At 49.0% G+C, this 24,695-nt stretch carries 25 protein-coding genes; 10 read left to right on the plus strand and 15 right to left on the minus strand.

The window, feature by feature from the left end:
* Positions 1-109 precede the first annotated feature (109 nt).
* Complete coding sequence (gene yfbV, locus A5320_RS08795; RefSeq protein WP_068064791.1) at positions 110-556, minus strand: terminus macrodomain insulation protein YfbV; 447 nt, start codon at positions 554-556, stop codon at positions 110-112.
* Between the two features lie 627 nt (positions 557-1,183).
* On the opposite strand from yfbV, the gene A5320_RS08800 reads away from it, so the two are divergent.
* Genes A5320_RS08800 through A5320_RS08820 form a run of 5 tightly spaced genes read left to right on the plus strand, consistent with a single transcriptional unit; the run spans position 1,184 to position 4,208 of the window.
* On the plus strand, positions 1,184-1,708 hold the full coding sequence (locus A5320_RS08800) for a PTS glucose transporter subunit IIA (protein WP_068063568.1): 525 nt from the start codon (positions 1,184-1,186) through the stop codon (positions 1,706-1,708).
* A 25-nt stretch (positions 1,709-1,733) separates the two neighbouring features.
* On the plus strand, positions 1,734-2,087 hold the full coding sequence (locus tag A5320_RS08805) for an ArsC family reductase (RefSeq protein WP_068063569.1): 354 nt from the start codon (positions 1,734-1,736) through the stop codon (positions 2,085-2,087).
* Positions 2,084-3,265 (plus strand): succinyl-diaminopimelate desuccinylase, encoded by a 1,182-nt coding sequence (dapE, locus tag A5320_RS08810; RefSeq protein ID WP_068063572.1) that lies wholly within the window; start codon positions 2,084-2,086, stop codon positions 3,263-3,265. Before A5320_RS08805 ends, dapE begins: the two co-directional genes overlap by 4 nt.
* Positions 3,265-3,942 carry a M15 family metallopeptidase gene (locus A5320_RS08815; RefSeq protein ID WP_068063575.1) on the plus strand — a complete coding sequence of 226 codons (678 nt, stop codon included), beginning with the start codon at positions 3,265-3,267 and terminating at the stop codon, positions 3,940-3,942. Before dapE ends, A5320_RS08815 begins: the two co-directional genes overlap by 1 nt.
* Positions 3,939-4,208 carry a DUF2897 family protein gene (locus A5320_RS08820; RefSeq protein WP_068063576.1) on the plus strand — a complete coding sequence of 90 codons (270 nt, stop codon included), beginning with the start codon at positions 3,939-3,941 and terminating at the stop codon, positions 4,206-4,208. Before A5320_RS08815 ends, A5320_RS08820 begins: the two co-directional genes overlap by 4 nt.
* A gap of 107 nt (positions 4,209-4,315) precedes the next feature.
* Here the strand turns inward: A5320_RS08820 and yejK are convergent, their stop codons facing one another.
* Positions 4,316-5,359 carry a nucleoid-associated protein YejK gene (yejK, locus tag A5320_RS08825; RefSeq protein ID WP_068063578.1) on the minus strand — a complete coding sequence of 348 codons (1,044 nt, stop codon included), beginning with the start codon at positions 5,357-5,359 and terminating at the stop codon, positions 4,316-4,318.
* 70 nt (positions 5,360-5,429) lie between these two features.
* On the opposite strand from yejK, the gene A5320_RS08830 reads away from it, so the two are divergent.
* Together A5320_RS08830 and A5320_RS08835 are read left to right on the plus strand one after the other, a co-directional pair.
* The gene (locus tag A5320_RS08830; protein WP_068063583.1) at positions 5,430-5,654 is read left to right on the plus strand and encodes a DUF1414 domain-containing protein; all 225 of its coding nucleotides are present in this window, start codon (positions 5,430-5,432) and stop codon (positions 5,652-5,654) included.
* Between the two features lie 6 nt (positions 5,655-5,660).
* Complete coding sequence (locus tag A5320_RS08835) at positions 5,661-7,190, plus strand: DUF3413 domain-containing protein (protein ID WP_068063586.1); 1,530 nt, start codon at positions 5,661-5,663, stop codon at positions 7,188-7,190.
* Positions 7,191-7,341: 151 nt separating this feature from the next.
* Here A5320_RS08835 and A5320_RS08840 read toward each other — a convergent pair whose 3' ends face one another.
* Positions 7,342-7,641 (minus strand): hypothetical protein, encoded by a 300-nt coding sequence (locus A5320_RS08840; RefSeq protein ID WP_231916688.1) that lies wholly within the window; start codon positions 7,639-7,641, stop codon positions 7,342-7,344.
* A gap of 227 nt (positions 7,642-7,868) precedes the next feature.
* Here A5320_RS08840 and A5320_RS08845 point away from each other — a divergent pair, with 227 nt between their 5' ends.
* The 3 genes from A5320_RS08845 (at position 7,869) to A5320_RS08855 (ending at position 9,612) form a co-directional block, all read left to right on the plus strand.
* Entirely contained in the window at positions 7,869-8,087 is a 219-nt protein-coding gene (locus A5320_RS08845; RefSeq protein WP_068063588.1) for a DUF2061 domain-containing protein, read from the plus strand.
* 125 nt (positions 8,088-8,212) lie between these two features.
* Entirely contained in the window at positions 8,213-8,779 is a 567-nt protein-coding gene (locus A5320_RS08850) for a YaeQ family protein (RefSeq protein ID WP_068063590.1), read from the plus strand.
* 2 nt (positions 8,780-8,781) lie between these two features.
* The gene (locus A5320_RS08855) at positions 8,782-9,612 is read left to right on the plus strand and encodes a CvfB family protein (RefSeq protein WP_231916689.1); all 831 of its coding nucleotides are present in this window, start codon (positions 8,782-8,784) and stop codon (positions 9,610-9,612) included.
* Positions 9,613-9,686: 74 nt separating this feature from the next.
* Here the strand turns inward: A5320_RS08855 and A5320_RS08860 are convergent, their stop codons facing one another.
* The 12 genes from A5320_RS08860 to A5320_RS08915 form a co-directional block, all read right to left on the minus strand.
* Positions 9,687-12,146 carry an EAL domain-containing protein gene (locus A5320_RS08860; protein WP_197490046.1) on the minus strand — a complete coding sequence of 820 codons (2,460 nt, stop codon included), beginning with the start codon at positions 12,144-12,146 and terminating at the stop codon, positions 9,687-9,689.
* A 179-nt stretch (positions 12,147-12,325) separates the two neighbouring features.
* A complete protein-coding gene (locus tag A5320_RS08865; protein ID WP_068063594.1) occupies positions 12,326-13,585 on the minus strand; it encodes an SAM-dependent methyltransferase in 1,260 nt (419 codons plus the stop codon).
* Positions 13,582-14,340, minus strand: a complete 759-nt coding sequence (locus tag A5320_RS08870) for a DUF1365 domain-containing protein (RefSeq protein WP_068063596.1) — start codon at positions 14,338-14,340, stop codon at positions 13,582-13,584. Before A5320_RS08870 ends, A5320_RS08865 begins: the two co-directional genes overlap by 4 nt.
* Positions 14,340-15,593, minus strand: a complete 1,254-nt coding sequence (locus A5320_RS08875; protein ID WP_068063598.1) for an NAD(P)/FAD-dependent oxidoreductase — start codon at positions 15,591-15,593, stop codon at positions 14,340-14,342. The genes A5320_RS08870 and A5320_RS08875 overlap by 1 nt, the downstream gene beginning before the upstream one ends.
* Before the next feature lie 3 nt (positions 15,594-15,596).
* Positions 15,597-16,067: a nuclear transport factor 2 family protein gene (locus tag A5320_RS08880; protein ID WP_068063599.1), complete on the minus strand. Its 471-nt coding sequence runs from the start codon at positions 16,065-16,067 to the stop codon at positions 15,597-15,599.
* Positions 16,057-17,544 carry a deoxyribodipyrimidine photo-lyase gene (gene phrB, locus A5320_RS08885; RefSeq protein ID WP_231916690.1) on the minus strand — a complete coding sequence of 496 codons (1,488 nt, stop codon included), beginning with the start codon at positions 17,542-17,544 and terminating at the stop codon, positions 16,057-16,059. Before phrB ends, A5320_RS08880 begins: the two co-directional genes overlap by 11 nt.
* Entirely contained in the window at positions 17,541-18,482 is a 942-nt protein-coding gene (locus A5320_RS08890) for a YbgA family protein (RefSeq protein ID WP_068063601.1), read from the minus strand. The genes phrB and A5320_RS08890 overlap by 4 nt, the downstream gene beginning before the upstream one ends.
* 258 nt (positions 18,483-18,740) lie before the next feature.
* Positions 18,741-19,037 (minus strand): integration host factor subunit alpha, encoded by a 297-nt coding sequence (gene ihfA, locus A5320_RS08895; protein ID WP_068063602.1) that lies wholly within the window; start codon positions 19,035-19,037, stop codon positions 18,741-18,743.
* A 2-nt stretch (positions 19,038-19,039) separates the two neighbouring features.
* The gene (gene pheT / locus A5320_RS08900) at positions 19,040-21,427 is read right to left on the minus strand and encodes a phenylalanine--tRNA ligase subunit beta (protein ID WP_068063604.1); all 2,388 of its coding nucleotides are present in this window, start codon (positions 21,425-21,427) and stop codon (positions 19,040-19,042) included.
* A gap of 15 nt (positions 21,428-21,442) precedes the next feature.
* Complete coding sequence (pheS, locus tag A5320_RS08905) at positions 21,443-22,423, minus strand: phenylalanine--tRNA ligase subunit alpha (RefSeq protein WP_068063606.1); 981 nt, start codon at positions 22,421-22,423, stop codon at positions 21,443-21,445.
* Between the two features lie 122 nt (positions 22,424-22,545).
* The gene (gene hda, locus A5320_RS08910; protein WP_068063608.1) at positions 22,546-23,253 is read right to left on the minus strand and encodes a DnaA inactivator Hda; all 708 of its coding nucleotides are present in this window, start codon (positions 23,251-23,253) and stop codon (positions 22,546-22,548) included.
* On the minus strand, positions 23,253-24,530 hold the full coding sequence (locus A5320_RS08915; RefSeq protein WP_068063613.1) for a DUF2066 domain-containing protein: 1,278 nt from the start codon (positions 24,528-24,530) through the stop codon (positions 23,253-23,255). The genes hda and A5320_RS08915 overlap by 1 nt, the downstream gene beginning before the upstream one ends.
* Positions 24,531-24,695: the final 165 nt, after the last annotated feature.

The raw sequence follows: 24,695 nt of genomic DNA on the forward strand, positions 1-24,695 counted from the left end.
CACAGATGGCCGCATAGAGCGGCCATTTTTTATTGGGAAGTATGTTGATTGAGAAAGATTTTCTCGAGCAAGTAACACAAAAATCTGTACCGGGAAATCCAACTATTGGTTACAACCACTGCCGGATAAAAGTTTTATCCAGTTGATTCACCGCCACATTCAACACGCCAGCCAAATCCTGATAACAAGGCTTGTTCGCAGCAACCGGCAGCGCCACACCGTTTTGTTTGAGTTTGTCGCTAATTTCCAAATACCAGCGCAAAATAGCTGGCGGCAACGGCGACGCGGCGCGCGCACCTAACCAGTACCAACCTTGCAATGGCAGCGATAATAGGAAAAACGCCGATGCCAGTGCTTGCGCCAGGTAATTCTGCCCCAGCCATTGCAACTGCACCACCACTGACAAAATACTCAGCGCCGGCAGAACCTGCTGGCCGAATCGGGTTAGACGGATCACCTGATTTTCCGGAAATACCGAATTTAATTCGTTCACCAACGGCCAGACTTTGCTGTATTGCACCCCTTGTTGCAGGGTCATCATTAAACTACTTTGCATTTTGAACCCCTCAGGTTGCCTGCAGCGACCATACCCTTTTACCATAGCATAGTTCTGATCCGGGCTCACGGCTCCTGCATCACACCTAAAGTCAATCAGCACTCGTCTGCATGAAAACTAACCAGACACTTTTTCATTCTATCTGGTTATATCCCCTCGTTTTGGCTGTTTCCGCACCGGGAAACAACATTGTCAGCTGTTGAACAGATCCAATTTGGCTTTTTTTAAGCTCTTCAGACAACATTCAGAAAATCCAGAAATAACAAAAAATATGCCATTACATATTTCCTATACATTTCATGATGATAACAACTATAAACAGAGAAGTGCACAAAGTTACCCACAGAATCTGTGGACAACTTTTTTCAGATAAACTGCAGCTTCCAGCTAGATGCCGGTAAATTTGATAGTTACAAATAGCAACTTCATGACAATTTAATGTCGAAACGGATAAAATTCCATGTCACTGTTAAACTGCTTTTTCAGAAACACAGGACCCTGCTGTATCGGCAAGCCATAGCGCTGAAAATTTCTGTGGAAAAAAATCAACTTTCTCCACCCAAAACCGGAATAATTGGGTACTATCAAAGCTCTGCATCATCAGCTACCAGCCGGAGAAATATTGGCATGCCTGCCCCCTTTGGCAATTTGCATCTGGTTCACAGTCTGCCAGCCCAGCATGGAATATCCGTTGCCAGCCCGCTGAGCGGTTTAATTTTGCCGCTACATCAGGCAAACGAAGCATTGGTTGCGGCCGGCCTTTGCGGTGAAGGTGTACTTATCCAGCTCCAGGGCAATCGATTGCTCGCGCCTTTTGACGGTAGTTGCCAACGACTGGATCAGGCCGGCCAGCACATTATTTTGCGCCAACACAATGGTTTACGATTAGACATTCACTTTCCACCACAATGCCTCGAGCATCACGGCAAAGGTTTTGATTGGCAAATTCCGGAACAAACCACAATGAATAAAGGGCAATGCCTGCTGCAATTTGATTTGGCATTGTTCTCAAACTGGCTGGACGCGCCTTATTGCATGATAACCCTGCCCCAATATAACAAATTCAATCGGATCTGGAGTCGTCCTTGTTACCATCAGGCGCTCGTTGATCCGCTGTTTTTAATTGAACCCAAAACCGCCGAACCCGGTTAACCCAACTTCTGAAAAGTCACTGCTTATGATTAAAATTTACGGTATAAAAAACTGCGATACGATGAAAAAAGCCCGGCTGTTTTTAACAGAACATCAGCTTGCGCATCAATTTATCGATTATCGTGTTGATGGTCTGGACGCGGCATTAATAAACCATTTTTGCCAGCAGCTCGACTGGCAATTGTTACTGAATACTCGTGGCACCACCTTTCGCACCTTGCCGGATGAGGCAAAAGCTAATCTTGACCAAGAAAAAGCCATTGCGCTGATGTTGGCCCAGCCCGCCATCATCAAAAGGCCGGTACTGGACATCGACGGCCAGCTTCACCTTGGTTTTAGCCAGGATCAATATCAGCAGTTATTTAAGAGTGCCGTATGAATCAGTTTAGCGCCCCCCACCACACGAACGGTCATGCCACCCCGTCAGAACTAAGCCCGGTCGTTGAATTGACTCAGCAATTAATCCGCCGCGCTTCAGTGACTCCAGCCGATGAAGGCTGTCAGCAACTGATGGCCGAGCGTTTGGCCAAACTCGGTTTTAACATTGAATCGATGTTTTTCGAAGATACGTTAAACCTGTGGGCGCGCCGTGGTCAGGGTAAACCGTTGTTTTGTTTTGCTGGTCACACCGATGTGGTACCCACTGGTCCGGTTGAACAGTGGCACACTCCGCCGTTTGAACCGGCCATTATCGACGGCATGATTTATGGCCGCGGTACTGCCGATATGAAAGGCTCACTGGCGGCGATGATTATCGCCACCGAACGCTTTTTGGCGAAAAACCCCGAACTTAGCGGTGATATCGCGTTTTTAATTACTTCGGATGAAGAAGGGCCGTTTATTAATGGCACCAAAAGAGTGATTGAAGTACTGGAAGCACGGCAGGAAAAAATCCACTGGTGCTTAGTCGGCGAGCCTTCCAGCACCGCAGAAGTCGGTGATGTGATTAAAAACGGCCGCCGTGGCTCGTTAACCGGTTATTTGACGGTGAAAGGTGTGCAGGGTCATGTGGCTTACCCACATTTAGTGGTCAACCCAATTCATCGCGCAGCACCGGCTTTGGCAGCGCTGAGTCAGGAAGTGTGGGATCACGGTAATGAGTTTTTTCCTGCCACCAGTTTTCAGATTTCTAACATCCATGCAGGCACTGGCGCCACTAATGTGGTGCCCGGCGAGCTGACCTTAACCTTTAATTTTCGCTATAGCACCGAAGTCACTGCCGAGCAATTACAACAACGGGTGTTGGCGATTTTGGATCAGCATCAGTTGCAGTATCAGCTCGACTGGATCCTGAACGGTTTGCCATTTTTAACTGACAGCGGTTCGTTAGTGGCGGCCGCAGTCAAAGCGGTTGAACAAAGCCGAGGTTTTACCCCATCGCTGGAAACAACCGGCGGCACCTCAGATGGTCGGTTTATTGCGCCAACCGGCGCTCAGGTACTGGAACTCGGGCCTTGCAATGGCACCATTCATAAAATTAATGAATGTGTCAAAGTGGCTGATTTAGAGCTGTTAACCGATATGTACGAGTCCATTCTGGAACAGATGCTGACCTGATGGACCATTCCTTGCTGCTAACCGGCCGCGAGCCGCCAGATCTGGTTGACATTGGCACTTTGCAACTGGAGCGCCAAACCGCTGCGGCCTTTACACAAATGCAATATGCCGCAGCGCAGGATGGTTTTGATCTGCAGCTGGTATCGGGCTATCGCAGTTTTGATCGGCAAGCAGCAATTTGGCGCGCCAAACTGACAGGCTTAAGGCCGGTATTTGATGCCCGGCAGCAAAAACTTGATCTCGCTACCTTGCAAGGTTTTGCCAAACTGGAAGCAGTATTGCTGTATTCGGCTTTGCCGGGCGCCAGCCGTCACCATTGGGGCACCGATTTTGATTTGTATGACGCTGCTGCGGTTGACCGTGACTATCAGGTGCAATTGTTGGAACATGAGTATCACGCAGGTGGCCCGTTCGCGCCGATGTGCGAATGGCTCGCGGTGCATGCCTTTGAATTTGGGTTCTTTTTACCTTATCGCCAGTATCGTGGGGGCGTGGCGGCTGAACCCTGGCATTTAAGTTATTTGCCCTTGTCCGGGCCTTATTTGCAACGTTTTTCACTTCAAATGCTGCAACAAGCAGTTGAGAATGCCGATTTACCTGAACAAACCTTGATCCTGCAACAGTTACCGGTCATCTTTGAGCGATATGTCTCCACTATTTGTGATGCACTTGCATGAGCCTGACTTTTATTCTGATTTTACTACTGGTGATTGGCATCGTGTTTGCCAATATTGCCTTGCTGCGTTTTGGTAGTAAACCGATGCCGGTAAAGGACAAAAAACCGCACACAGCTTCAGACACTGCAGCGCCCGGAAAAACCCAAGCCGCCACGACCAGCGCAATGCCATTAACAACTACGCCGACTGAACCCGGTAAAAACACGATTGAAAGTAATAAAACCAGTCCCGCGGATAGTAACGACAGCGGCTCCGGCGGTGACTAACCGCCAGGCGGCTATGCGTGTTAGCTGCGTCCGATCCAGATGATGCAGATACAGATGGTTAACTTACAACTGATTGAGCGACAAGTGCTGCTGGTCAAATCTTGTCACTAGCTGTTGTCATTATTGCGATCAAAACTGGAATAACCGCGAATAAATTTTTGTAGCTGGTCGCGCAGGTTTGGCGGAGTACCTTTGATCACCAGAATATCGCGCTCGGCATCGTATTGCACCCGATCGCCCAATAACTTCTGTTCAAAACTCAAACTCAACCCGGCGCCGGCACCAGAGAATTTCACCAGCGTTTTTAACTCTTTCACATCAACCGGGAACTGCTCAGCAACCGGCATTTCACGCTCAGCACAATAACGGGCAAAGGCGTTGTCGTCGGAGCTATCGACTGTGGCTGAAAGCTCGCTTAGCATCACATCCTGGCCTTGTTTGGCGCGCTCCTCGCAGTATTGATAGACTTGTTTGCGCACATCATGTTTTTCGGCCGCATCATACTGACCTTCGGCCAGATATTCTTCAACCGAAGCCAACACCATTTTACTGCTGGCTTTGGGGTCTATCCCTTCTTCACAGCCTAAAAAATCCAGGAAAAAGTCGGCGACTTTGCGTCCGGCGCGGCCACGGATAAAGCTGATGTATTTGCCCTGTTCGCTCGCCATCTGATATTCGGTCAGGTCGATGCGCGCCGCTAACTGCATCCGCGCGATATCCAGATGTTTGGCGCTGGTCAGTTGTAAATCAGAGGAGACTGAAAAGTGTTCTTTGCTGCCGAGCAGTGCAATCAGCAAATATTCGTTGGCCAGATAGCGATAATGACACAACATAAAATAACCGGTTTCCGGAATTTGATGTTTGGTCAGCTCTACCACCAACTGACCGGTAGCGAGCTCAGCCAGGCTGACAAAATTTAAATCCTGCGCTTGCCAGTTGGCGATAGCGTCGCAAAAATCCGGGCTTTTTGCCGGACTGAACGCGGCATAACCTTTGGCCGGTTTGCCGTTATAGGCAAGGTGCAACTGTTCAATCAGTTCAGCGACCTGAGCGCTGACCGGAACCAGCTCCTGTCGAAAATGGGCGGTTAATTGAGCAGATTCATTGGCTTCGATAAAGTTTATCGCCAGCAGATGCACGTCGACAGACATAAGTTTTCCTGTTTAAATGGATTTCTGTTAATATTCTACCTGTTTCATTCAGTTAATTTCAGAGTAATTCATGCCGATCCAATCCAAGTATTCCAACCAGCAAATCGAAACCCTCGTCAACATTCTGTTGGAAACTTTACGGCAGCAAAACGCTACCACCGAACTTAGTCTGATGTGTCTGGGCAATACCATCAGCCATATCATCAAAACCAATGTCCCCGCCGCGCAACAGGCAGAAGTAACCAAACACTTCAGTCAGGCGTTACAAGACGCCGTCAACAGCAAGGCCCACTAAAACCTTATGGTGCTCGAGCAAAACCTGTCACTCGTCAATAAAATTGACCGGTTATTACGCTGGGGCCACTGGTTTACCTTCTTTAATGTGTTATTGGCGTTGCTGGTGACCGGTAGCTATTTTCTGGCTGATCCGCTGCCAGCATCAGTCATGGGCTGGAGTTATCTGCTGCTGAACTGGCTCGGCCATACCGCATTTTTGTGTTTTCTGTTTTTTATCATCACCATTTTTCCGATCAGTCTGATTTTCCCCTACCAGCGCCATGTCCGTGGTATGGCGGCAATTTTGGCGACTTGTGGTTTGGTCGCGCTGATTTTTGACGCCTACGTCTATCACAGCCTGGGTTATCACGCCGGTAGTGCTTCTTACGAACAAACTTTGGATTTATTACGCCAGCAAGTAGTGACGAATTTGCGCAATTTTGTGCTGATCACTACCGCTGTTGCCGTATTGCTGGTCACTATTCAATTGGTAATTAGTAATTATTGCTGGAAAAAGATTGCCAGGCTCAGTCACTCCGGGGTTGGAAAACCTGCGATGGTGATTTTACTGGGTAGCTTTATGTGTAGCCACCTGTTGCATATCTGGGGCGATGCCAGCCAACATCAGGACATTATCCGCCAAGACAATGTGTTGCCACTGACCTATCCGGCAACTGCGCGTACCATGCTGGTCCGCTACAAATTGTTAGATCCGGCGCAGTTAGCCCAACCCTTGTCCGAACAACGCAGCCCTGACTGGCTGCAGGCGAAATCAACCAAAGCCGCCAGCATTGAATTACAGTGCCCGGCGGCCGCGAACAGCCAGGCGGTACATTTGTGGGTTGTGACCGCAGCAGACGGTTCACTGGCGGCGCAACTGCCCAATGATGGCTGGCGGCGATTGCCACAACATATGGCGCCGGTGTCGCCGCAAAGTGCCGTGTTGAATTTGTTATATGCCGATGTTGCCGCGCTTGATCAACAGCAGCCGCCGGTTTGGCTCAGCCAGTTACCGGCCAGCTATTTTGGCATCAGTGCATCTTCGAGTTGGCAGCAACAACTGCCTTGGTTAACACAGCAGGCAGAAAACAGTCTGGCTGCGGTGCAATTGCATTTACTCGACGACGCCAATGCACTGCGCACCGCACTGCTGGCGTTGCCTGATGCTTATCATCTGGTCGTGCAGCTAAACGCCGGTGCGGGCCAGTTTGCATTGGGGCAAACTGCAGTCTGGTATCGCTGGCCGGAATTGCACCAACAACGGATCAATGATGTGACACAACACCTGGATATACTGCCGACGATTCTGGCCGGTGCCGGTTGTGTCAATCAACAACCCTGGATTGGCGATAACCTACTGCGGCCAGTGACCCAAGCCAAATTAAATTTACTGAATAATCAGCTGTATAGCTTCCGTAAAGACAAGATGCTGGTCGTAAATGAAGATGGCAGTTATAGCGTTTGGTCGGCTGGTACCTTAGTCCGCCTGGAACAACGGCTTGATTTGCCAATGCTGACCGATGCATTACAACGCCTGCCGGACACCAACGAATAACAGCTTATACCCTTCATCCTTGAAGATGCGGGGTTGTTGTCTTCAGTCGCTCGCCCCAGTCACATAGGACTACTATGCTCCGGGCCGGGCTGGCGCTCCAGTCTCGCTCCTTCGTCGCCTACCCGAATCTTCAATGATTTTGGGTATAGATTTATTGCACTGTTTTATTCGGCTTTATTTTTAATCCCCGTCTGCCCTGCAATTCCAACTCTGCTAAATGAAATAAATTGGTAAAGACGATAGCCGGTGCGTTTTGCTCAAATTTCTCCAGATAAGCAATACTGGCCTGTGCGATCAGCTGAGCAGCTAACCGGTCATACTGACTATCGCCATCATAAGACAATGGCTCATCCAACGCCGCCAGGCCAACTTCCTGCTGCCGTCGCATAAACCAGTTCATCAAAAACACATACTGTTTTACGTCCAGAAAATCTCGACAATCCATACTCATTAAAAGCCCCGCTATTGCTTTAGTTTTAAGTCGTTATAGCTATTCAGCATACGGCATTCACAGCGTTTTGGTGCAATCAATCTAGTCAACTGCTGGCAATTTATGCTAAATCGGCCAGGTTGCTGCCGTTTCGTTTTTTCCGATGAGTATTGCCATTTTATTCCATTATCTTTGATAAATGCGAATCGCTATTATTTACTGCATCAACCGCCACCGGAATGACCACCATGTTAAAAACCATCAGCTTTGCCATTATGCATTTTTGTGTTGCCTTTACTGTCGCCTACCTGTTGACCGGCGATTGGGTAGTCGGCGGCCTGTTAGCGGTGGTGGAACCGGCCGTGAATACGGTAGCTTATTTTTTCCACGAGAAGTTCTGGCAGCGTCGTGGTCTTCGTCTTGGGCATTCTCTACAGCAGAGTTCAGCGTTGTCGGTATCGACCTAAAGTTGTTGGCTAAATGCCGCCAAAACACAGAGCAATATCACCGCCTGCAAAAAACAGTTACACTAGCGCCCTTTTCGCAGCATGTGCGCCAGTTCCGGCGCTCTTAGCAGGACTCCAAGGCGGCTATGGCCCTTAAAGCAACCATCTACAAAGCAGAACTCGCAATCGCTGATATGACCCGGCATTATTATCAGACCCACAGCCTGACGCTGGCGCAGCATCCATCGGAAACACTGGAGCGGATGATGTTACGGCTGGTCGCTTTTGCCTTATGTGCCGACGAACGGCTGCTGTTTGGCAAAGGAATTTCCGAAGACAGCGAACCAGATCTGTGGCAACACAGCCTTGCTGGCGAGATTGAACTCTGGGTGGAGCTGGGTTTGCCGGAAGACAAACTGATCCGCCGTGCCAGCCACCGCGCCAAACAAGGCATGATCTTGGCTTATGGCGGAACCGTCGTCGATAAATGGTGGGCCAATCAACAAAAAATTGCCAAAGAATTGGATAATCTAACCGTGGTCGCAATTAAGGCTGACGAATCACAAGCCTTAACTAAACTCTGTCAGCGCACCATGCAATTACAATGCACCATCCAGGAAGGACAAATGTGGTTTGCTGACAACGAGCAATCGGTCGTTATCAATCCTGTTTTATTAAAAGTCGCAACTAACCCACTATTTACGCTGGAGTAATTATGTTCTTAGGCCAATTAAATACCTTAGTTGTGAAGAAAAAAGTCGAATTTGGCGTCTACCTTGACGGCTTGCATTGGGGTGACATTTTACTGCCGCGCCGTTATGTACCACTCGATGCCGAAGTTGGTAGCTCTGTTAGTGTATTTTTGTACCTGGATTCCGAAGACCAGCTGATCGCGACCACCGAAAAACCATTGGTGATGGTCGGTCAAGTGGCTCAGCTTAAAGTCGTTGCTTCGACCAAAGTCGGCGCTTTCTTAAACTGGGGTCTGAAAAAAGACTTACTGGTGCCCTTTTCCGAACAGCATTTGCCGATGCAACTGGATTACAGCTACTTAGTTTATTGTTATGTCGACCGCAGCAACCGCATTGTCGCTTCCAGCAAACTGGACAAATTTATTGGTAAAACCACCCCGTCTTACCAACCGGGCGATGAAGTCCACATTATGGTCACCGAGCCGACTGAGCTGGGCTATAAAGCCGTGGTTGATCACCAGCACTGGGGCGTTTTGTATAAAGATCAGGTCTTTAAGCCACTACGCCGTGGTTACACCACCAAAGCTTTTATCAATAAAGTCCGTGCCGATGGCAAAATTGATTTGTTGTTGGAAAAACCTGGTTATCAGAAAACACTCTCGATTGCCGATCAAATTCTGCAAAAACTGAACGCAGCCAACGGCGAATTGCCTTTGTCAGACAAAAGTGAACCGGAAGCCATTTACGCCGCTTTTGGTGTCAGCAAAAAAGTGTTTAAGCAAGCGATTGGCGGCCTGATGAAAGATGGCAAAATCAGCATTGAACCGCAAAAAATTGTGCTAAAACAAAGCTAATAGCTACAGACTTGTAAAATGACTAAAGCCCCGAATGCGGGGCTTTATGTTCTTCTCTCACAGGTAAATTGAGCTTATTTTAGCCACTCTACCGCTTCGCGCGCTGGCATTGGCCTGGCGAACCAATACCCCTGGCCAGCATCACAACCCAGCTCCGTCAACAATTTGCGCTGCAGACTGGTTTCAATACCTTCAGCAATCACCTTTAAGTGTAAGGTTTTGGCCAGGGTAATAATGGTGTTCACCACCGGGTTTTCCTGGATCCGCGGCCGGATCCCGGCAATAAAAGTGCGGTCAATTTTTAATACATCCAGTTGAAATTCATGCAGATAACTTAAGCTGGAATAACCAGTACCAAAATCATCCAACAGCACTTTCACCCCGGCATCGCGTAAATTATTGATACTAATTTTTGCCTGGCCGATTTTATCAATTAACGCCCGCTCGGTGATTTCTATCGCCAGATAACTTGCTGGCACTCCAAGTGTACTAAGCAACTCTAACACTTTGTCAGCAAAATCTATTTCCGAAAAACTCCGACCTGAAATATTCACGCTGACATAAAATTCCGTGGCGTAATCAAAGCGCCAACGCTGGATTTGTTCAACCGCAGTGCGCACCACATACAAATCAATCTGACTCATCAAACCCAGCTCTTCCGCCAACGGAATAAAATCGTTCGGGGCAATAAAACCACGGGATGGGTGATGCCAGCGGATCAAGGCTTCGAAACCGGCGGTATTTTCGGTCGCTAAATCAATAATAGGTTGATAATGCAATATAAATTGCTGCTGTTGCAGGGCGGTTTTTACTTCCTGTTCCAGCTGATAGTTTTTTGTGGTTTCTAAATCCATCTCGGTACAGAACAACCGCCATATACCCCGGCCATCTTGTTTGGCCTGATACATCGCGATATCGGCCTGACGGATCAATTCATCGGTATCAATATCTTCGGTCAGGCAATCTGCAAACGCGATACCGATACTGGTCGAAGTTTGCAGCCGATGTTGTTTCAGTTGCAGCGGAATTTGCAATTTCTCAGCAATGCGATCAGCTACTTCGGTAATATCCGCCAGCGTTTTCACGTCTTCCAGCAGCACCGCAAATTCATCCCCCCCCAGTCGCGCCAGGGTATCGTTTTGCCGTAGACAGCTTTTCAGCGCATTGCCCACGGCAATTAAAAATTCATCGCCAACCTGATGACCCAGGGTATCGTTGACCATTTTAAAACGGTCAAGATCGAGGTACATCACGGCAACGACTTTATCCGGAAAACGTTTGCGGCGTTTAAAAGCGTGATTAACCCGATCGATAAATAAAATGCGGTTTGGCAGATTGGTCAGTGCATCGTGTAACGCCTGATGCAATAAGCGTTGCTGTACAAATACCCGTTCCAGTGCGCTGGAAATATGGTGCGACACGAAGGTCAGCAGCTCGAGATCTTTTTGATCATAGGCCACGCTGGCTTCATAACTTTGTACCACCACCACGCCCCGTACCGCATCACCGGAGCGAAACGGTACTCCTAACCAACTTTCCGGCGGTGAGCCATAAGCGGTAATTTCTTTAGTCCGATCAAACTCTTCCAGCAACTGCCGATCTGCAAGCAGCGGTTTATCGCTGCGAAAGACATAACCGGTCAGGCTGTTGGATAAAATCTCCTTGGGGTAAATGGTTTCCGGACTGATGTGTTCAGTGGTGTCGGCAAAGTAGGGAAAATGCAGGATTTCTTCCTGATCATCGTACAAAGCAATATAAAAGTTTGGCGCATAAATCAGCGAGTTCACATTGTGGTGAATTTGCTGATAAAAGGCATGAAAATTAGTGGCGTCGTAACTGAGCGAGGCAATATTAAACAACGCTTTTTGCACCAGCTCGGCATATTCCAGTTTTTTAATCGATTGTTCCAGCTGGGCTAAATCTTGCAGTTTGCGCAAGCGGCTGCTCAGGATCGACGCTACATGCTGCAGAATTTGCTGATGATGTTCATCAAAAAACCGCGCCTCCCACTGCTCACAATCGATCACTGCCAACAACCGGCCTTGATCCAAGACCGGTACTGCCAGCTCAGATAACCGCTCTGACACATCCAGCAGATAGTGTGGCGATTGCCGGGTATCGGCGACTAACACCGGCGCTTTGGTTCTGGCGCATAAGCCAACAATACCCTGACCGTATTTCAACTGACCAATGCCCTGATGCTCCGGCACATCACGCGATCCCACAGCTGCGACCCGCTGCAGCGTCTGTTCCTGCTCATTACAGCTAAAAATTGCACAATCTTCAAAACCCAGCGCAGCAGCAATTTGCTGAGCGACAAAGCGATAAATAGCCGCTTCGGTCATCAGCTCGTTCAGTTGCAAAGCCAGTTTATTGATCAGATGCAAAATGGTGGTTTCGCGTTGGAGCGCCAGATTTTGTTGCAGTAAAGCCAAACGTTGTTGTGACAACTGCAGGTTATCTGCCTGCAGTTGCTGAACCTTTTCTGCCTCGGCTGCAGTTGGCGTTGAATTACCGTCCTGGATGCTGGTCATTGAAGCGGAATATCCGTTAACTTTTATCAAGTTATAACACAGTTCCGCCGCAATGGTAAATTGCCTCCCCTTCATCATTGAAGTTGCAGGGTTACTGCCACTTCGTGGTGACCTTGCTCTCTCGCTGGAACGCCAGTCTCGCTCACTTGTCGTGGTTCAAAGGTGGCTATTTGGCTACATCATTGATTTTGGGTAGATCCCCAAGAGCGATTGCCCGGTTTGGTTAGCACCATATGTACGGCACTGGTGGCCCGTTCTAAAAATCCGCCTTCACAATAACAAAGGTAGAAGTGCCAGAGCCGCACAAAGCGGTCGTCATAGCCCAGCTGATGCACCGCATCGCGTGCCGCCATAAAGTTACTGCACCAGTCAGCAAGAGTTTTGGCGTAATCAAATCCAATGTCCTGCACCTGCCGGATCACTAAATCGGTGTGGTTCGCCACGGCAGTCGCCATGCGTACCATGGAGGGTAAGCAGCCGCCTGGAAAAATAAACTTCTTAATGAAATCAACTTCTTTTCGGTAAAACTCATACCGCTGATCGGCAATAGTGATGGCCTGTAATACCATCAAGCCATTGTCCTTTAACAGGCTAGCGCATTTTTTAAAATAGCCCTCCAGGTATTCATGGCCAACCGCTTCGATCATTTCGATCGACACCAGCTTGTCATACTGTCCACTGAGTTCGCGGTAATCCTGAAACAATAAGGTAATTTTATGTTGTAAACCTGCGGCTGCTATTTGCTCCGCGGCGTAGTCATGTTGTTCTTTCGAAATGGTGGTGGTGGTGACGCTACAGCCGTAATTACGTGCGGCGAAAATCGCCATACTGCCCCAGCCGGTACCAATTTCCAGCAGGTGGTCTTGTTCGGTGAGCTGTAACTTTTCACAGATCTGCTGCAGTTTATACTGCTGCGCTTCTGCCAGCGTGCTTTCAGGCGTCGGATAAACAGCACTGGAATACATCATGCTTTGATCCAGAAACAGCTGATACATGCTGTTGCCCAAGTCATAATGCGCAGAAATATTTTTCTTCGATTGCGATACCGTATTTCGATTACGCCAGTTCAGTAATTTCAATGCAGGTTTGCTTAAGCGCGCTAAACCAGATTCCAATGCATCCAGTAACGCGGCGTTGCGGGCAAATAATTGCACCAAACCGGTCAGGTTGTCGCAGCGCCAATGGCCTTCGATATATGATTCTCCGGCGCCGACCGAACCGCCTAACACCAGCTTCTGATAAAAAGCGGCGTCAACCACAGTCAGTGTGACGCGCAGCGGCGCTTTGCTATCGCCAAGCAGTTGTTTGTCATGGTCTTCAACCAGCTCAATACACCCTTGCTGCAGCTTCCCCAGATAATCCAGCATCAATTTGCGGCAGATTTTGTCGAGCGTTCCCAGATCCGCAAGTACCGATGGCTGTGAGAGTGAAAATGTCATAAAGCAGGATCCTCAGGCTTTTTGTGGCCATACAGCGGAAGTCCTTTTAACAGTAACTTCAACGCATGCCAATATATTCGAAACACCACTTGTACGCAGGGCCATGGGTTGTGGATCAATAACTGTTTTAGCGCCGGTGCGGACAAAAATTTACGTTCAAGCTTCAACCAGGCGCTGAATATCTTCTGCTGCTGCCGCCAGTTGGTGATGCTCAGTTGCAGTTCAACGCCCGGCAGACCAACATGCCACTGATACAGCATATCAAGCGGATTAAAGGGCGATACATGAAAGTTTTTACGGTGGGTATATTCACTGACGGCAGTTTCTGTCGCTGTGACCGGAACCAGATAATAATGCCGTTCATTCCAGGGAGTATTACTGACTTCCGCCAATAAAGATTGCAAAGTTCCATGCGCAAAGCAGTAATAAAGCGTCAGCGGACTAAAATACAGCCCCCAATTGGCCAGTGGCGACAGCATAAACACCTGATCAACGTCACTGATGTCAGCGCCAAGGCGGCCAACTTTATCCAATACCGCTCTCTTCAGATCAGCATCACCAACCAAATAATCGCGGCGCCGGTAGCTAAAGGCGCCGAACTTTTCATGTTTTAACAAAGAGCCATTGTGCTCGAGACTGGCTAACTGCGACAAATCCAGCCAGAAGAAACTGGTGTCATAGCCAAAACCATGGCCCTTGGGCAAATACCGTTGATGCCCGACCTGACCTTGATACCAGGCATGTCCTGCTTGCATCAGAACTGCACTCCAAGCATGCCGGCGACATCCACCGCGCTTCTGACTCCATCTTCATGAAAACCGTTATACCAATAAGCACCACAATAAAAACTGCGGTTCACGCCATTAATTTCGCCGCGGCGATGTTGTGACAGCATCGTCTGATGGTTATATACCGGATGGGCATAATGGAAAGTCCGCAGAATTTTTGCGGCTTCAAGGTTCTGACTATCGTTGAGAGTCACCACAAAAGTGGGTGCATCAACCAAGCCCTGCAGAATACTCATGTTGTAACTTAAGGTCGCTCGCTCAGTACTACTGGCACCTAATTGATAATTCCATGCCGCCCAGGCGGCTTTGCGCTTAGGTAAAATCCGGCTATCGGTATGCAGCACCACTTCGTTCTGCTGATAGCCAATGCCGCCCAGAACTTGCTGTTCTTCCTGGCTGGCATCGGCCAGCATCGCCAGCGCCTGATCACTGTGACAGGCGAAAATCACCTGATCAAACAGCTCCACTGTGCCATCTGGCAAGGTGATTTCAACCCGATCAGCAAAACGATGCACCGATTGCACCTGGCTACTCAGCCGAATACCTTCGTCGCCACATTGTTCCAGCATTTTTTGCACATAACTGCGCGAACCACCTTTAATCACGGACCACTGCGGCCGATCGGTGATATTCAACAGTCCATGATTTTTAAAAAATTGCAGGAAAAATCGCAATGGAAATTCTGGCATTTCAGCCAGACCAGCCGACCAAATGGCCGCCCCCATCGGCAGCAAATAATTATCTCGCAGCTCTTTGCCAAAACGGTAACGAGTGAGAAAGTCGTCTATAGCTAAATCTAAATCCGGATGCTGCGCGGCCAATAATTCTTTGGCAATACGGTTAAAACGCACAATATCTCTGAGCATCCGCCAGAACGAAGGCCGCAACAAGTTACGTTTTTGCGCAAACAAGCTCCATAAGGTATTACCGTTGTACTCCAGATTTTGACTTGGTTTTTTCACCGAAAAGCTCATTTGCGTATGCTGCGACGCCACACCAAGTTGCGCTAAAAAACGGTTAAATAGCGGGTAGGTCCAGTTGTTAAACACAATAAAACCCGTATCAATCGCATACTGCTGACCATTGACCGTTACATCAACGGTTGCAGTGTGCCCGCCGAGATAATCATTGGCTTCAAACAACGTCACCTGGTGTTGCTGCCGCAACAAATACCAGCTCATCATGCCGGCAATACCACCACCTACTACTGCAATGCGCATCCGTTATTCCTTTGCCATCTGTTGTTTTACTTTAGAGGTTAACCAGCCAATCACCGGTAGATGCTGATAAACCATCTGGGTTAAATCGTAATAGTCGCGGTGCGCGATAATCAGGCCATCTTCGTGCCAACGCAGTTCACTACAACCGTCGACCAGAATTTCGTTGCCGTCGGCAATTGCCGGATGACGAATGCGCATTTGCCAGCTGACAAAACCGGTTTGCCCGTTAGCTGCCATCTGCTGCGCTTGAAAATGACTCTGGGTTAACCTGGCATAGGCATGCGCAAAATAATCATGGAGTGCCGGTAGACCTTCAATACGATGCACCGGATCGCTGAATACGACATCCTGGTGGTAAACCTGTTTAAGAGTTCCGAGATTGTTGGCATTTAAACTATTGTAAAAACACACAAAATCTTCAATGCGGCTGATGCCTGGATCCTGAGCATATCCAACGACGGCGTTATTGGTCATCCGGGACTCCTGTGCCTGGTTTCTTTACTGCGTTAAACATCTCCAGCGTGCGTAATCTGGCCTTGGCGTGGTCGACCACCGGTGTGGCGTACTGCACTGACATCGGTAATGGATGTGGCCAGTGAATATGTTTGTTGCTGATCCCGGCAAGTTCCGGCAAAAATTTGCGGATAAAATCACCATTCGGATCAAATCGTTCGCTTTGGGTCACCGGGTTAAAAATACGAAAATAAGGCGCGGCATCAGTACCGGTTGAAGCCGCCCACTGCCAGCCGCCATTATTCGCGGCAAATTCGCCATCAATCAGTTTTGCCATAAAATAGGCTTCACCCCAGCGCCAGTCGATTTGTAAATCCTTGACTAAAAAGCTCGCGACAATCATCCGCAGCCGATTGTGCATCCAGCCAGTTTGATTCAGCTGGCGCATTGCGGCATCAACAATTGGGTAGCCGGTCTGCCCATCACACCAGCGCTGAAACCATTGTTTGTTATTGCCCCAGACTATGGCCGCCGTATCTTTTTGAAAGGGTTGATGTTTAATCAGTTCCGGGTAGGCCACCAGAATATGTTTATAGAATTCACGCCAAATCAGTTCACTGAGCCACACTGCAGCGCCAGATTGCTCGTGCCAGAAACTATCGCCTGCTTCGAGCTGCAACCTCGCCATCGCTTGTTGCGCCGAAATCACGCCGATTGCCAGATAAGCCGATAGACCTGAGGTACCGGGACGCGCCGGGAAATCTCGCGCCAGTTGATAATCCTGCACCCGCTCGCGGCAAAAACTCCGTAGCATATTCAGCACTTCAGCTTCTGCTACCGGATAGGCTTTGGAGCTGTCATCACCGGCTTGCATCGCCGGTAACCCTGACGGCAATTGCAGCAGAAATCCGCTTTGTGGTTTTGGTTTGGCAATACATTGCACACCCAGTTCACGGAATTTACCCAGCCAGGTTTTCTTAAATGGCGTAAAAATTTTATACACGTCGCCGGTTTTACTCAGTACCGAACCTGGCGCAAACCGGCATTGATTGTCGATAAAGTGGCAATCGACGCCAAGCCCGGCTAAAGCGCGAGCCACTGCCTGATCACGCTGTAGTTCGCGCAGCTCGTACTCATGCTGGGCATACAGGGAAACAGCACCAAGTTTACAAATTTCGCGCAGCTGCTGTTGGCACTGAAGATAATCTAAGCCTTCAATCAGCAGTAGCGGAATGCCAAACTCAGCCAGTTCCAGTTGCATTTGTTGCACCCGCCGGCGCAGAAAGTCCTGTTTTATCGACGCCATCTGATGCTGCGCCCAGGTTATTGGCGTGGCAATATAAACCGCAACCACGGGCAAGCCGGTTTGCTGCGCTTCGAACAGCGCTGCGTTATCAAAACAACGTAAATCGTTACGCAACCACACCAGTGCAAAAGGTGACAAAGCTGAAGTCATTGTTGTTGCCGATAAAGGTGCCGCAGAGTGAACTAACGTCATGCGCGAAGCCCCAATTCCACCGGATATGGCAATAAATAACGCTGCGCCGCCACATACTGATGTGGATGCAGACTTAAATGATGTTTAAGCAGCGTTAACGGTGCCATCAACGGCGCATGTCCGAGCCGATACTGATGGATCAGACTCAAGAGTTCCTGTTTTGCCGTCGAACTTAACAGCTTTTTGAAAAAACCCTGCAAGTGCATCAACACATTGGCGTGTTGTTTACGCGTCGCCGGCTGTTTCAGCGCCCGCATAAAATCTAATAGATATCGCTCGGCTAAATCGTCAGCTTCAAACAACTTCGCATGAGCGACCAGCCGGCCGAGCTCGCGATAAGCCGTTGGATGATGCGCCATAATTAAAAATTTAAACTGGCTATGAAACTCCACCAACTTGCCCACCGAAAAACCACCGGCAATCAGCTGATGCCAGGCGCTTAACGCATACACCCGGGTGATAAAATTTTCTTTTAATTCAGAATCCAACAAGCGACCATCTTCTTCCACCGGCAGCCACGGATATTTTTGCATGAGTCGCTGGGTAAATAAGCCTGTGCCGACTTTACCAAGCAACTCGCCTTTCTCATTAACCAGCCGTACCCGTTCCATCCCGCAGCTGGGCGATTTAGCACAAACGATATAACCAGATAGCTGTGCCAGCACCGGCATCTTCTGATCGGAGAATTGGAGCATTTTTTCAGTAAAATCAATGCTGCTGTCTTTGCTATTGACTAAGCGAATGTCACCAGCATCAGTTTTTAGCAAACGGATCGCTGGTCGTGGGATCGGCATGCCAATTGCCTGCTCCGGGCAGATAGGCAGGTAGCGGACAAAAGATGCCAATACTGCACTGCAAAAAGGAGAATTTTTATGGCCGCCGTCATAACGGACTTTTTCGCCGAGCACACAAGCGCTGATCCCAATATGGATTGTCATAGGGTCTACTGATTACGGTCGTGGATACAATGCTTTACAGTCTAACGGTTCATTCGGATCAGCACTGGATTAAATTTTTTAGCAAAAACTGGAAGTTTTCAACTGGCTGAAAGGAAGAGATGGTTGGCTAAAAATTGCAGGCGAGCGGTTTAACCGAGTGGCTACACCATATCGATCAGTGCAAACAACAAAAAAGGAGCGCCCTTAAAATAAGGGAGCTCCTTTTCATCAACAATAATCAAAATTGATTATTGAGAATTATTTTTTTGCGGTACCGACTTCAACCCGGCTTTTTAACTTCTGGCCAGGCCGGAAAGTCACTACGCAGCGGGCTGAGATTGGAATATCTTCGCCAGTTTTTGGATTCCGTCCTGGGCGCTGATTTTTGACACGAAGGTCAAAATTACCAAAACCGGACAGTTTCACCTGGTCGCCAGCTTCCAAAGCCACTCGGATCTCTTCAAAAAAAGCTTCGACAATCATCTTAGCATCGCGTTTGCTGATGCCAAATTTGGTAAATAAACGTTCTGCTAAATCGGCTTTGGTAAGCGCCATTCTCAATCCCTCAACGTTGCGTTGAACTCTTCACCAAGCGTCTGAACTACTGAAGAAATGACTTGTTGGATGTCTTTATCTTCCAGTGTCCGCGCCTTGTCCTGCAAGGTCAGTGCTATTGCCAGCGACTTCATTCCGTCAGCAATACCCTGTCCTGTATACACATCAAACAACTTTAGGTCAACTAGTTGATTTCCGCCAACTTTTCTAATAGTAGCAAGGATATCTGAAAAACGCACATCAGATTTCACAACAATTGCAAGATCACGACGATTTGCCGGATATTTTGAGACTTCCTGAGCTAAAACAATGTGTTTTGCACCAAAGGCTGCCAGCTCAATTTCAAATAAATAAGCTTTTCCTTTAATACCCAGCTTACGCTCGGCTTCCGGATGCAGTGCACCGATAAAACCAACCGGCTGACCATTACGGGTAATAGCTGCAGTCTGGCCCGGATGTAAGGCGCTGTGCTCACCTTTGGCAAAACCAAATTCACCGCTGGCAGACGTCATGGCAATGAGCGCTTCGACATCACCTTTTACATCATAAAAATCGACGTTGCGCTCAGCAATGGTCCAGTGTTCATTGGCAAAACTACCGATAATCACCCCGCCCAATACCGGCACTTGGCGCACACCGCCTTCAGCGGCTGCATCTGGAATAAACTTCAGACCATATTCAAATAACCGGATGCGGGTCTGCTGACGGTTCTGGTTGTATTGCACCGCTTGCATCAATCCTGGCCACAGATTTAACCGCATTGCCGACATATCAGCTGAAATTGGGTTCGGTAACACTAAAGCTTCAACGCCTGGGAACAATACCTGCTGCACTTTTGGATCAACAAAACTATAAGTAATCGCTTCCTGATAACCACGGCCTACCAGCACATCACGCAGGCTGTTGACCGAAATCTCAGCTTCAGCATGGTCACGCATTTTTAAGCTGGCAACCGGCGCCACGTTTGGAATATTGTTGTAACCATAAACCCGTGCCACTTCTTCAATCAGATCTTCACTGATGCTGATATCAAAACGATAGGTTGGCACGCTGACTTGCCAGCTGTCGTTTTCTGCCGTGACCGCAAAACCCAGCCGCTGGAAAATTTCCGTGACGGTTTCGGTGGCAATTGAGATACCCAGAATACGGTCCAGTTTGGCACGCGTCAGACTGATTTTTGCTGGTTTTGGCAGATGCTCCGCAGATTTTGCTTCAACCACCGGACCGGCTTCACCACCAACGATATCCAGCAGCAACCGTGTTGCACGCTCCATCGCGGTATGTTGCAATTCTGGATCCACGCCGCGTTCGTAACGATGTGATGCGTCAGTATGCAAACCATATTGACGGGCTATACCGGCCATTTCGACTTTGGAGAAAAAGGCACTTTCCAGGAAAATGTCAGTGGTGTCTTTAGTCACGCCGCTATGCAAGCCGCCAAATACCCCGGCCATCGCCAGTGCTTTGTGCTCATCGGCAATCAGCAAGGTGTTGCTTTGCAGTTTGACTTCGGACTCATCCAGCAACACCAGAGTCTCTCCAGCTTTCGCCTGACGCACCACAATGCCACCTTCAATTTTACTTAAATCAAAGGCATGCATTGGATGGCCCAATTCCAACAGCACGAAGTTGGTTACATCAACCACCGGGTCAATCGAACGAATGCCGCTGCGACGCAGCTTTTCGACCATCCACAACGGCGTCACAGCGCCGGTGTTGATGTTTTTGATGACACGACCCAAATATCTTGGGCAAAGTTTTGGTGCCTGCAGCGTAATAGTTAACTGATCTTTGATAGTCGCAGCAACCGGGGCAATCACCGGCACCGTCACATCCAGTTGATTCAACACGCCGACTTCGCGCGCCAGGCCAATTAAGCCTAAACAGTCAGCGCGGTTTGGGGTCAAATCGACTTCAATTGCCTTGTCATCAAGCTGCAAAAAGACACGAATATCTGTGCCTAAAGGTGCATCTTGTGGCAATTCGATAATGCCTTCAGAACTTTCTGCCATGCCAAGTTCAGATAATGAACACAGCATGCCATTGGACGGCTGACCACGAAGTTTCGCCGCTTTAATTTTAAAATCGCCCGGCAGCACAGCACCGACTGTGGCCACGACAACTTTTAAGCCCTGCCGGCAGTTGGCTGCACCACAGACGATGTCGAGCAACTCGCCGCTGCCGATATCAATTTTGGTGACTTGTAACTTGTCGGCTTCCGGATGGCGGCCACATTCCACCACATGGCCAACAACCACGCCGCTAAATTCGCCGGCAATGGCTTCAATACCGTCAACTTCTAAACCGGCCATCGAAATCTGCTCGGCCAGATCGTTAGTTGATAATTGCGGGTTCACCCACTCGCGTAACCAGGATTCACTGAATTTCATTTTTTCACTCCCCGCTTATTTAAATTGCTTCAAGAAACGCAGGTCGTTCTCGAAAAATGATCGTAAATCAGTCACGCCGTAACGCAGCATGGTCAGACGCTCAACGCCCATACCAAAGGCAAAACCGCTGTAAACTTCTGGATCAATGCCGACCGAGCGTAAGACGTTCGGGTGCACCATGCCGCAGCCTAAAACTTCCAGCCATTTGCCGTTTTTGCCCATCACGTCGACTTCAGCTGAAGGCTCGGTAAATGGGAAAAAAGACGGGCGGAAACGGATCTGCAGATCTTCTTCAAAATAATTATTCAGGAAATCGTGCAAAATGCCTTTCAGTTCAGTGAAGCTGACGTTTTTATCCACCATCAGACCTTCGACCTGATGGAACATTGGCGTGTGCGTTTGATCGTAGTCATTACGGTAGACGCGGCCTGGCGAAATGATCCGCAGCGGTGGTTGTTCGGTTTCCATAGTCCGGATCTGCACGCCTGAGGTTTGGGTACGCAGCATCAGCTTTGGATTAAAGTAGAAAGTGTCGTGATCGGCGCGGGCCGGATGATGCTCCGGAATATTCAGTGCATCAAAGTTGTGGAAATCATCTTCGATTTCCGGGCCGTGCTTGGTTTCAAAACCAAGTTCACCAAAAAAGCTTTCAATCCGGCGGATGGTGCGGGTCACCGGGTGTAAACCACCGGCGTCCAACGTGCGGCCTGGTAAAGAAATATCAATCTGCTCAGAGGCCAGTTTTTGCAATAACACGGCTTGTTGCATGGTATCGCGGCGGGCGTTTAATGCATCCTGAACTTGTTGTTTTAACTCGTTAATTTGCTGACCAGCGACTTTACGGGTTTCAGCGTCCATCGCGCCAAGCGACTTTAACAGTTCAGTAATGCTGCCTTTTTTACCGAAGTACTCGACGCGCACATCTTCCAGCGCTGGTACATCGGCCGCTGCAGCAACAGCAGCTAAGGCGTTTTCTAAAATGGCAGATAGGTTCATTGTTGTCCTCAGACCGGCCTAAAATGGATGACTTGATTCAACCGGCAATAATACACCAGAACTGGCGGCGGATCGCTGTTTATGCTGAGGTTTTTTCGGGGAATTTACGAAGAATGAAGGCGTCAGCTGCCGCTTTGCGCCAGTACGTCTTTGACAAAAGGGATGGTCAGCTTACGCTGATGCACGATTGAAGCTTTGTCGAGTTTATCGAGAATGGCCACCAGAGCACGGATTTCGCGCTGCTGGCGATTGAGTAAAAACCGCGCCACTTCATCGGGCAAATCTATGCCACGTAAGCGGGCTTTTTGTTGCAGTAATTTTTGCTTGTCGTCATCGCTTAATAGCCGCAGCTGAAAAATGGTGCAAGCCTGCAAACGCGAGACTAAGTCCGGCAGGGTAATACCAAGCTGCAGCGGTGCTTCGTCGGCGACAATCAACAGCCGTTTGCCCTGCTCTACCATCCGGTTGTACAAATCAAACAGCGCCACCTGCCAATGGCTGTCACCGGCAATGGCCTGAATGTTATCGAGGCAAACCAGATCTAGCTGCTCCAATCCATCGAATAAACGGGGGCTGTATTGGCGAAAATCATCCAGCGCCAGTAGCTGACTGGTCAGTCCCTGCTCTTGCGCCTGCACACATGCTGCGTACAACAAATGTGACTTGCCACTGCCGCTGGCACCGAACAAATACAGCGGCAGCTGCGGTTTACCAGGTGCCAGAAACTGTTCAATAAACTGCACCGCCGGGCTCTCTTTCGCACCAAAAAAGCTTTGCAGTGTTTCGTCATCCGGCAGGGTGACTGCCAGTGTGTATTGAGTTGGCTGCATCAGGGGCGGACAAACCTAAAATGGGTATGACCAGCCGGGATTTGAACTTCAACCGGCACCGCTACCGGTGTCTCCGTTTGGGCGGCAGCTTGCGGCATCTCAGTCGTGCTGGCGCTGTCTGTACTCAAAGCAGCTTCTAATGCTTGTTCAGCTGCTGAAATTGCTGGTGGATTATCGACACTCGGCTGAGTAGCGTTTTGAGCAATGGCGGCCTGGTCAACTGACGGCTGATCCATATTTGCCGGGTCGATAACTGTCCCATCTGCTTTGATCACCGGCTGCAATTTCTTTTCAAGCGCCAACGCCTGATAAAAATCCAGTTCACTTGCGGCAAAGGTTAACCGAATGGTGGCGGTTCCGGGCTTAAACTCAACCAGTTGTTGCTGGCGTACCGTCAGCATCGAGCTAAAAACTTTCTGTACTGCGACTAAGTCAGTTAAACCTTCGATACCATCGAGAGTCAACTGCACAGCGCCATCAGAAACGGCACTGGCCTGGACATTAACCGCATATTTTGCGGCCTGTGCTGCAGCCAACTGCTGGCTGAATTGTAATAGTAAGGCGGTCGCGTCCGGACCGCTGAGTTCCTGTTGCTGTATAGCTGCGTCGACCATCGTCTGCAGCGTTAACCGGAATTGCAATTGCCCGGTCATGTCTACTTGTTGTTCCAACAATAAATTAAATACCTGAGTCGCCTGATAACGTGGCGAAACCTGACTTAATCCCGTCCAGTCTCCAGACCACAAAGCCGGGGCATTGACCTGCGCCAGCTCCTGTTCGTCATATTTTGGATACAGATAACTCAGGCCATACCTTTTGGCCTGTGCCGCCAGGGCATTTCGCAGCGGATGTTCGGCAAGCAAAACCAACTGCGGTTGGTCTAAGGTTTTTTCGGTCAGCCAAATCAACACATCCGGACGGCGACTGCCCCAAATCGGGATCTGCAGTTGCTGCAACATGCTGGTAATTTTCTGCTGATCCAGGCTGACTTGCAGCAGATTGCGACCATCACGCTGCACCATCTGGTACTGTTTAATGAAATCACTGCTACTGCGGATGGCTGTTTTCACCGCCTGGTGGGTCAGAATTTGTTCGCCGCCGGTTAACTTCACCAGCACCGCGGAGACTGCAGCCTGTTGCCACTGGCTTTGACTTTGATTGGCGTCCACTTCGGCCTGAAAAAGATCGGTTAATTCAGCGCTGAAGCTATAGCAAGACAGACTCAGTAAACAACTCAGGCCCAGAGTTTTGCAAAATAACGACCATAAATGACGCATCAACAGTTTTCCTCAGCAAACCAGCATGGAGTGAAAATCCCCCAATTGGCTAAATTCGTTAAAAGTGGGCCTTCAAACAGCAATCTTCAAACAGCAACCAAGCGGCCAATGACCGTTGTCATCCGACCTGAAAGTTATTTTACCTGATCACAACAGCAAAATGAG

Source organism: Rheinheimera sp. SA_1 (assembly GCF_001669775.1).
Lineage (GTDB): Bacteria > Pseudomonadota > Gammaproteobacteria > Enterobacterales > Alteromonadaceae > Pararheinheimera.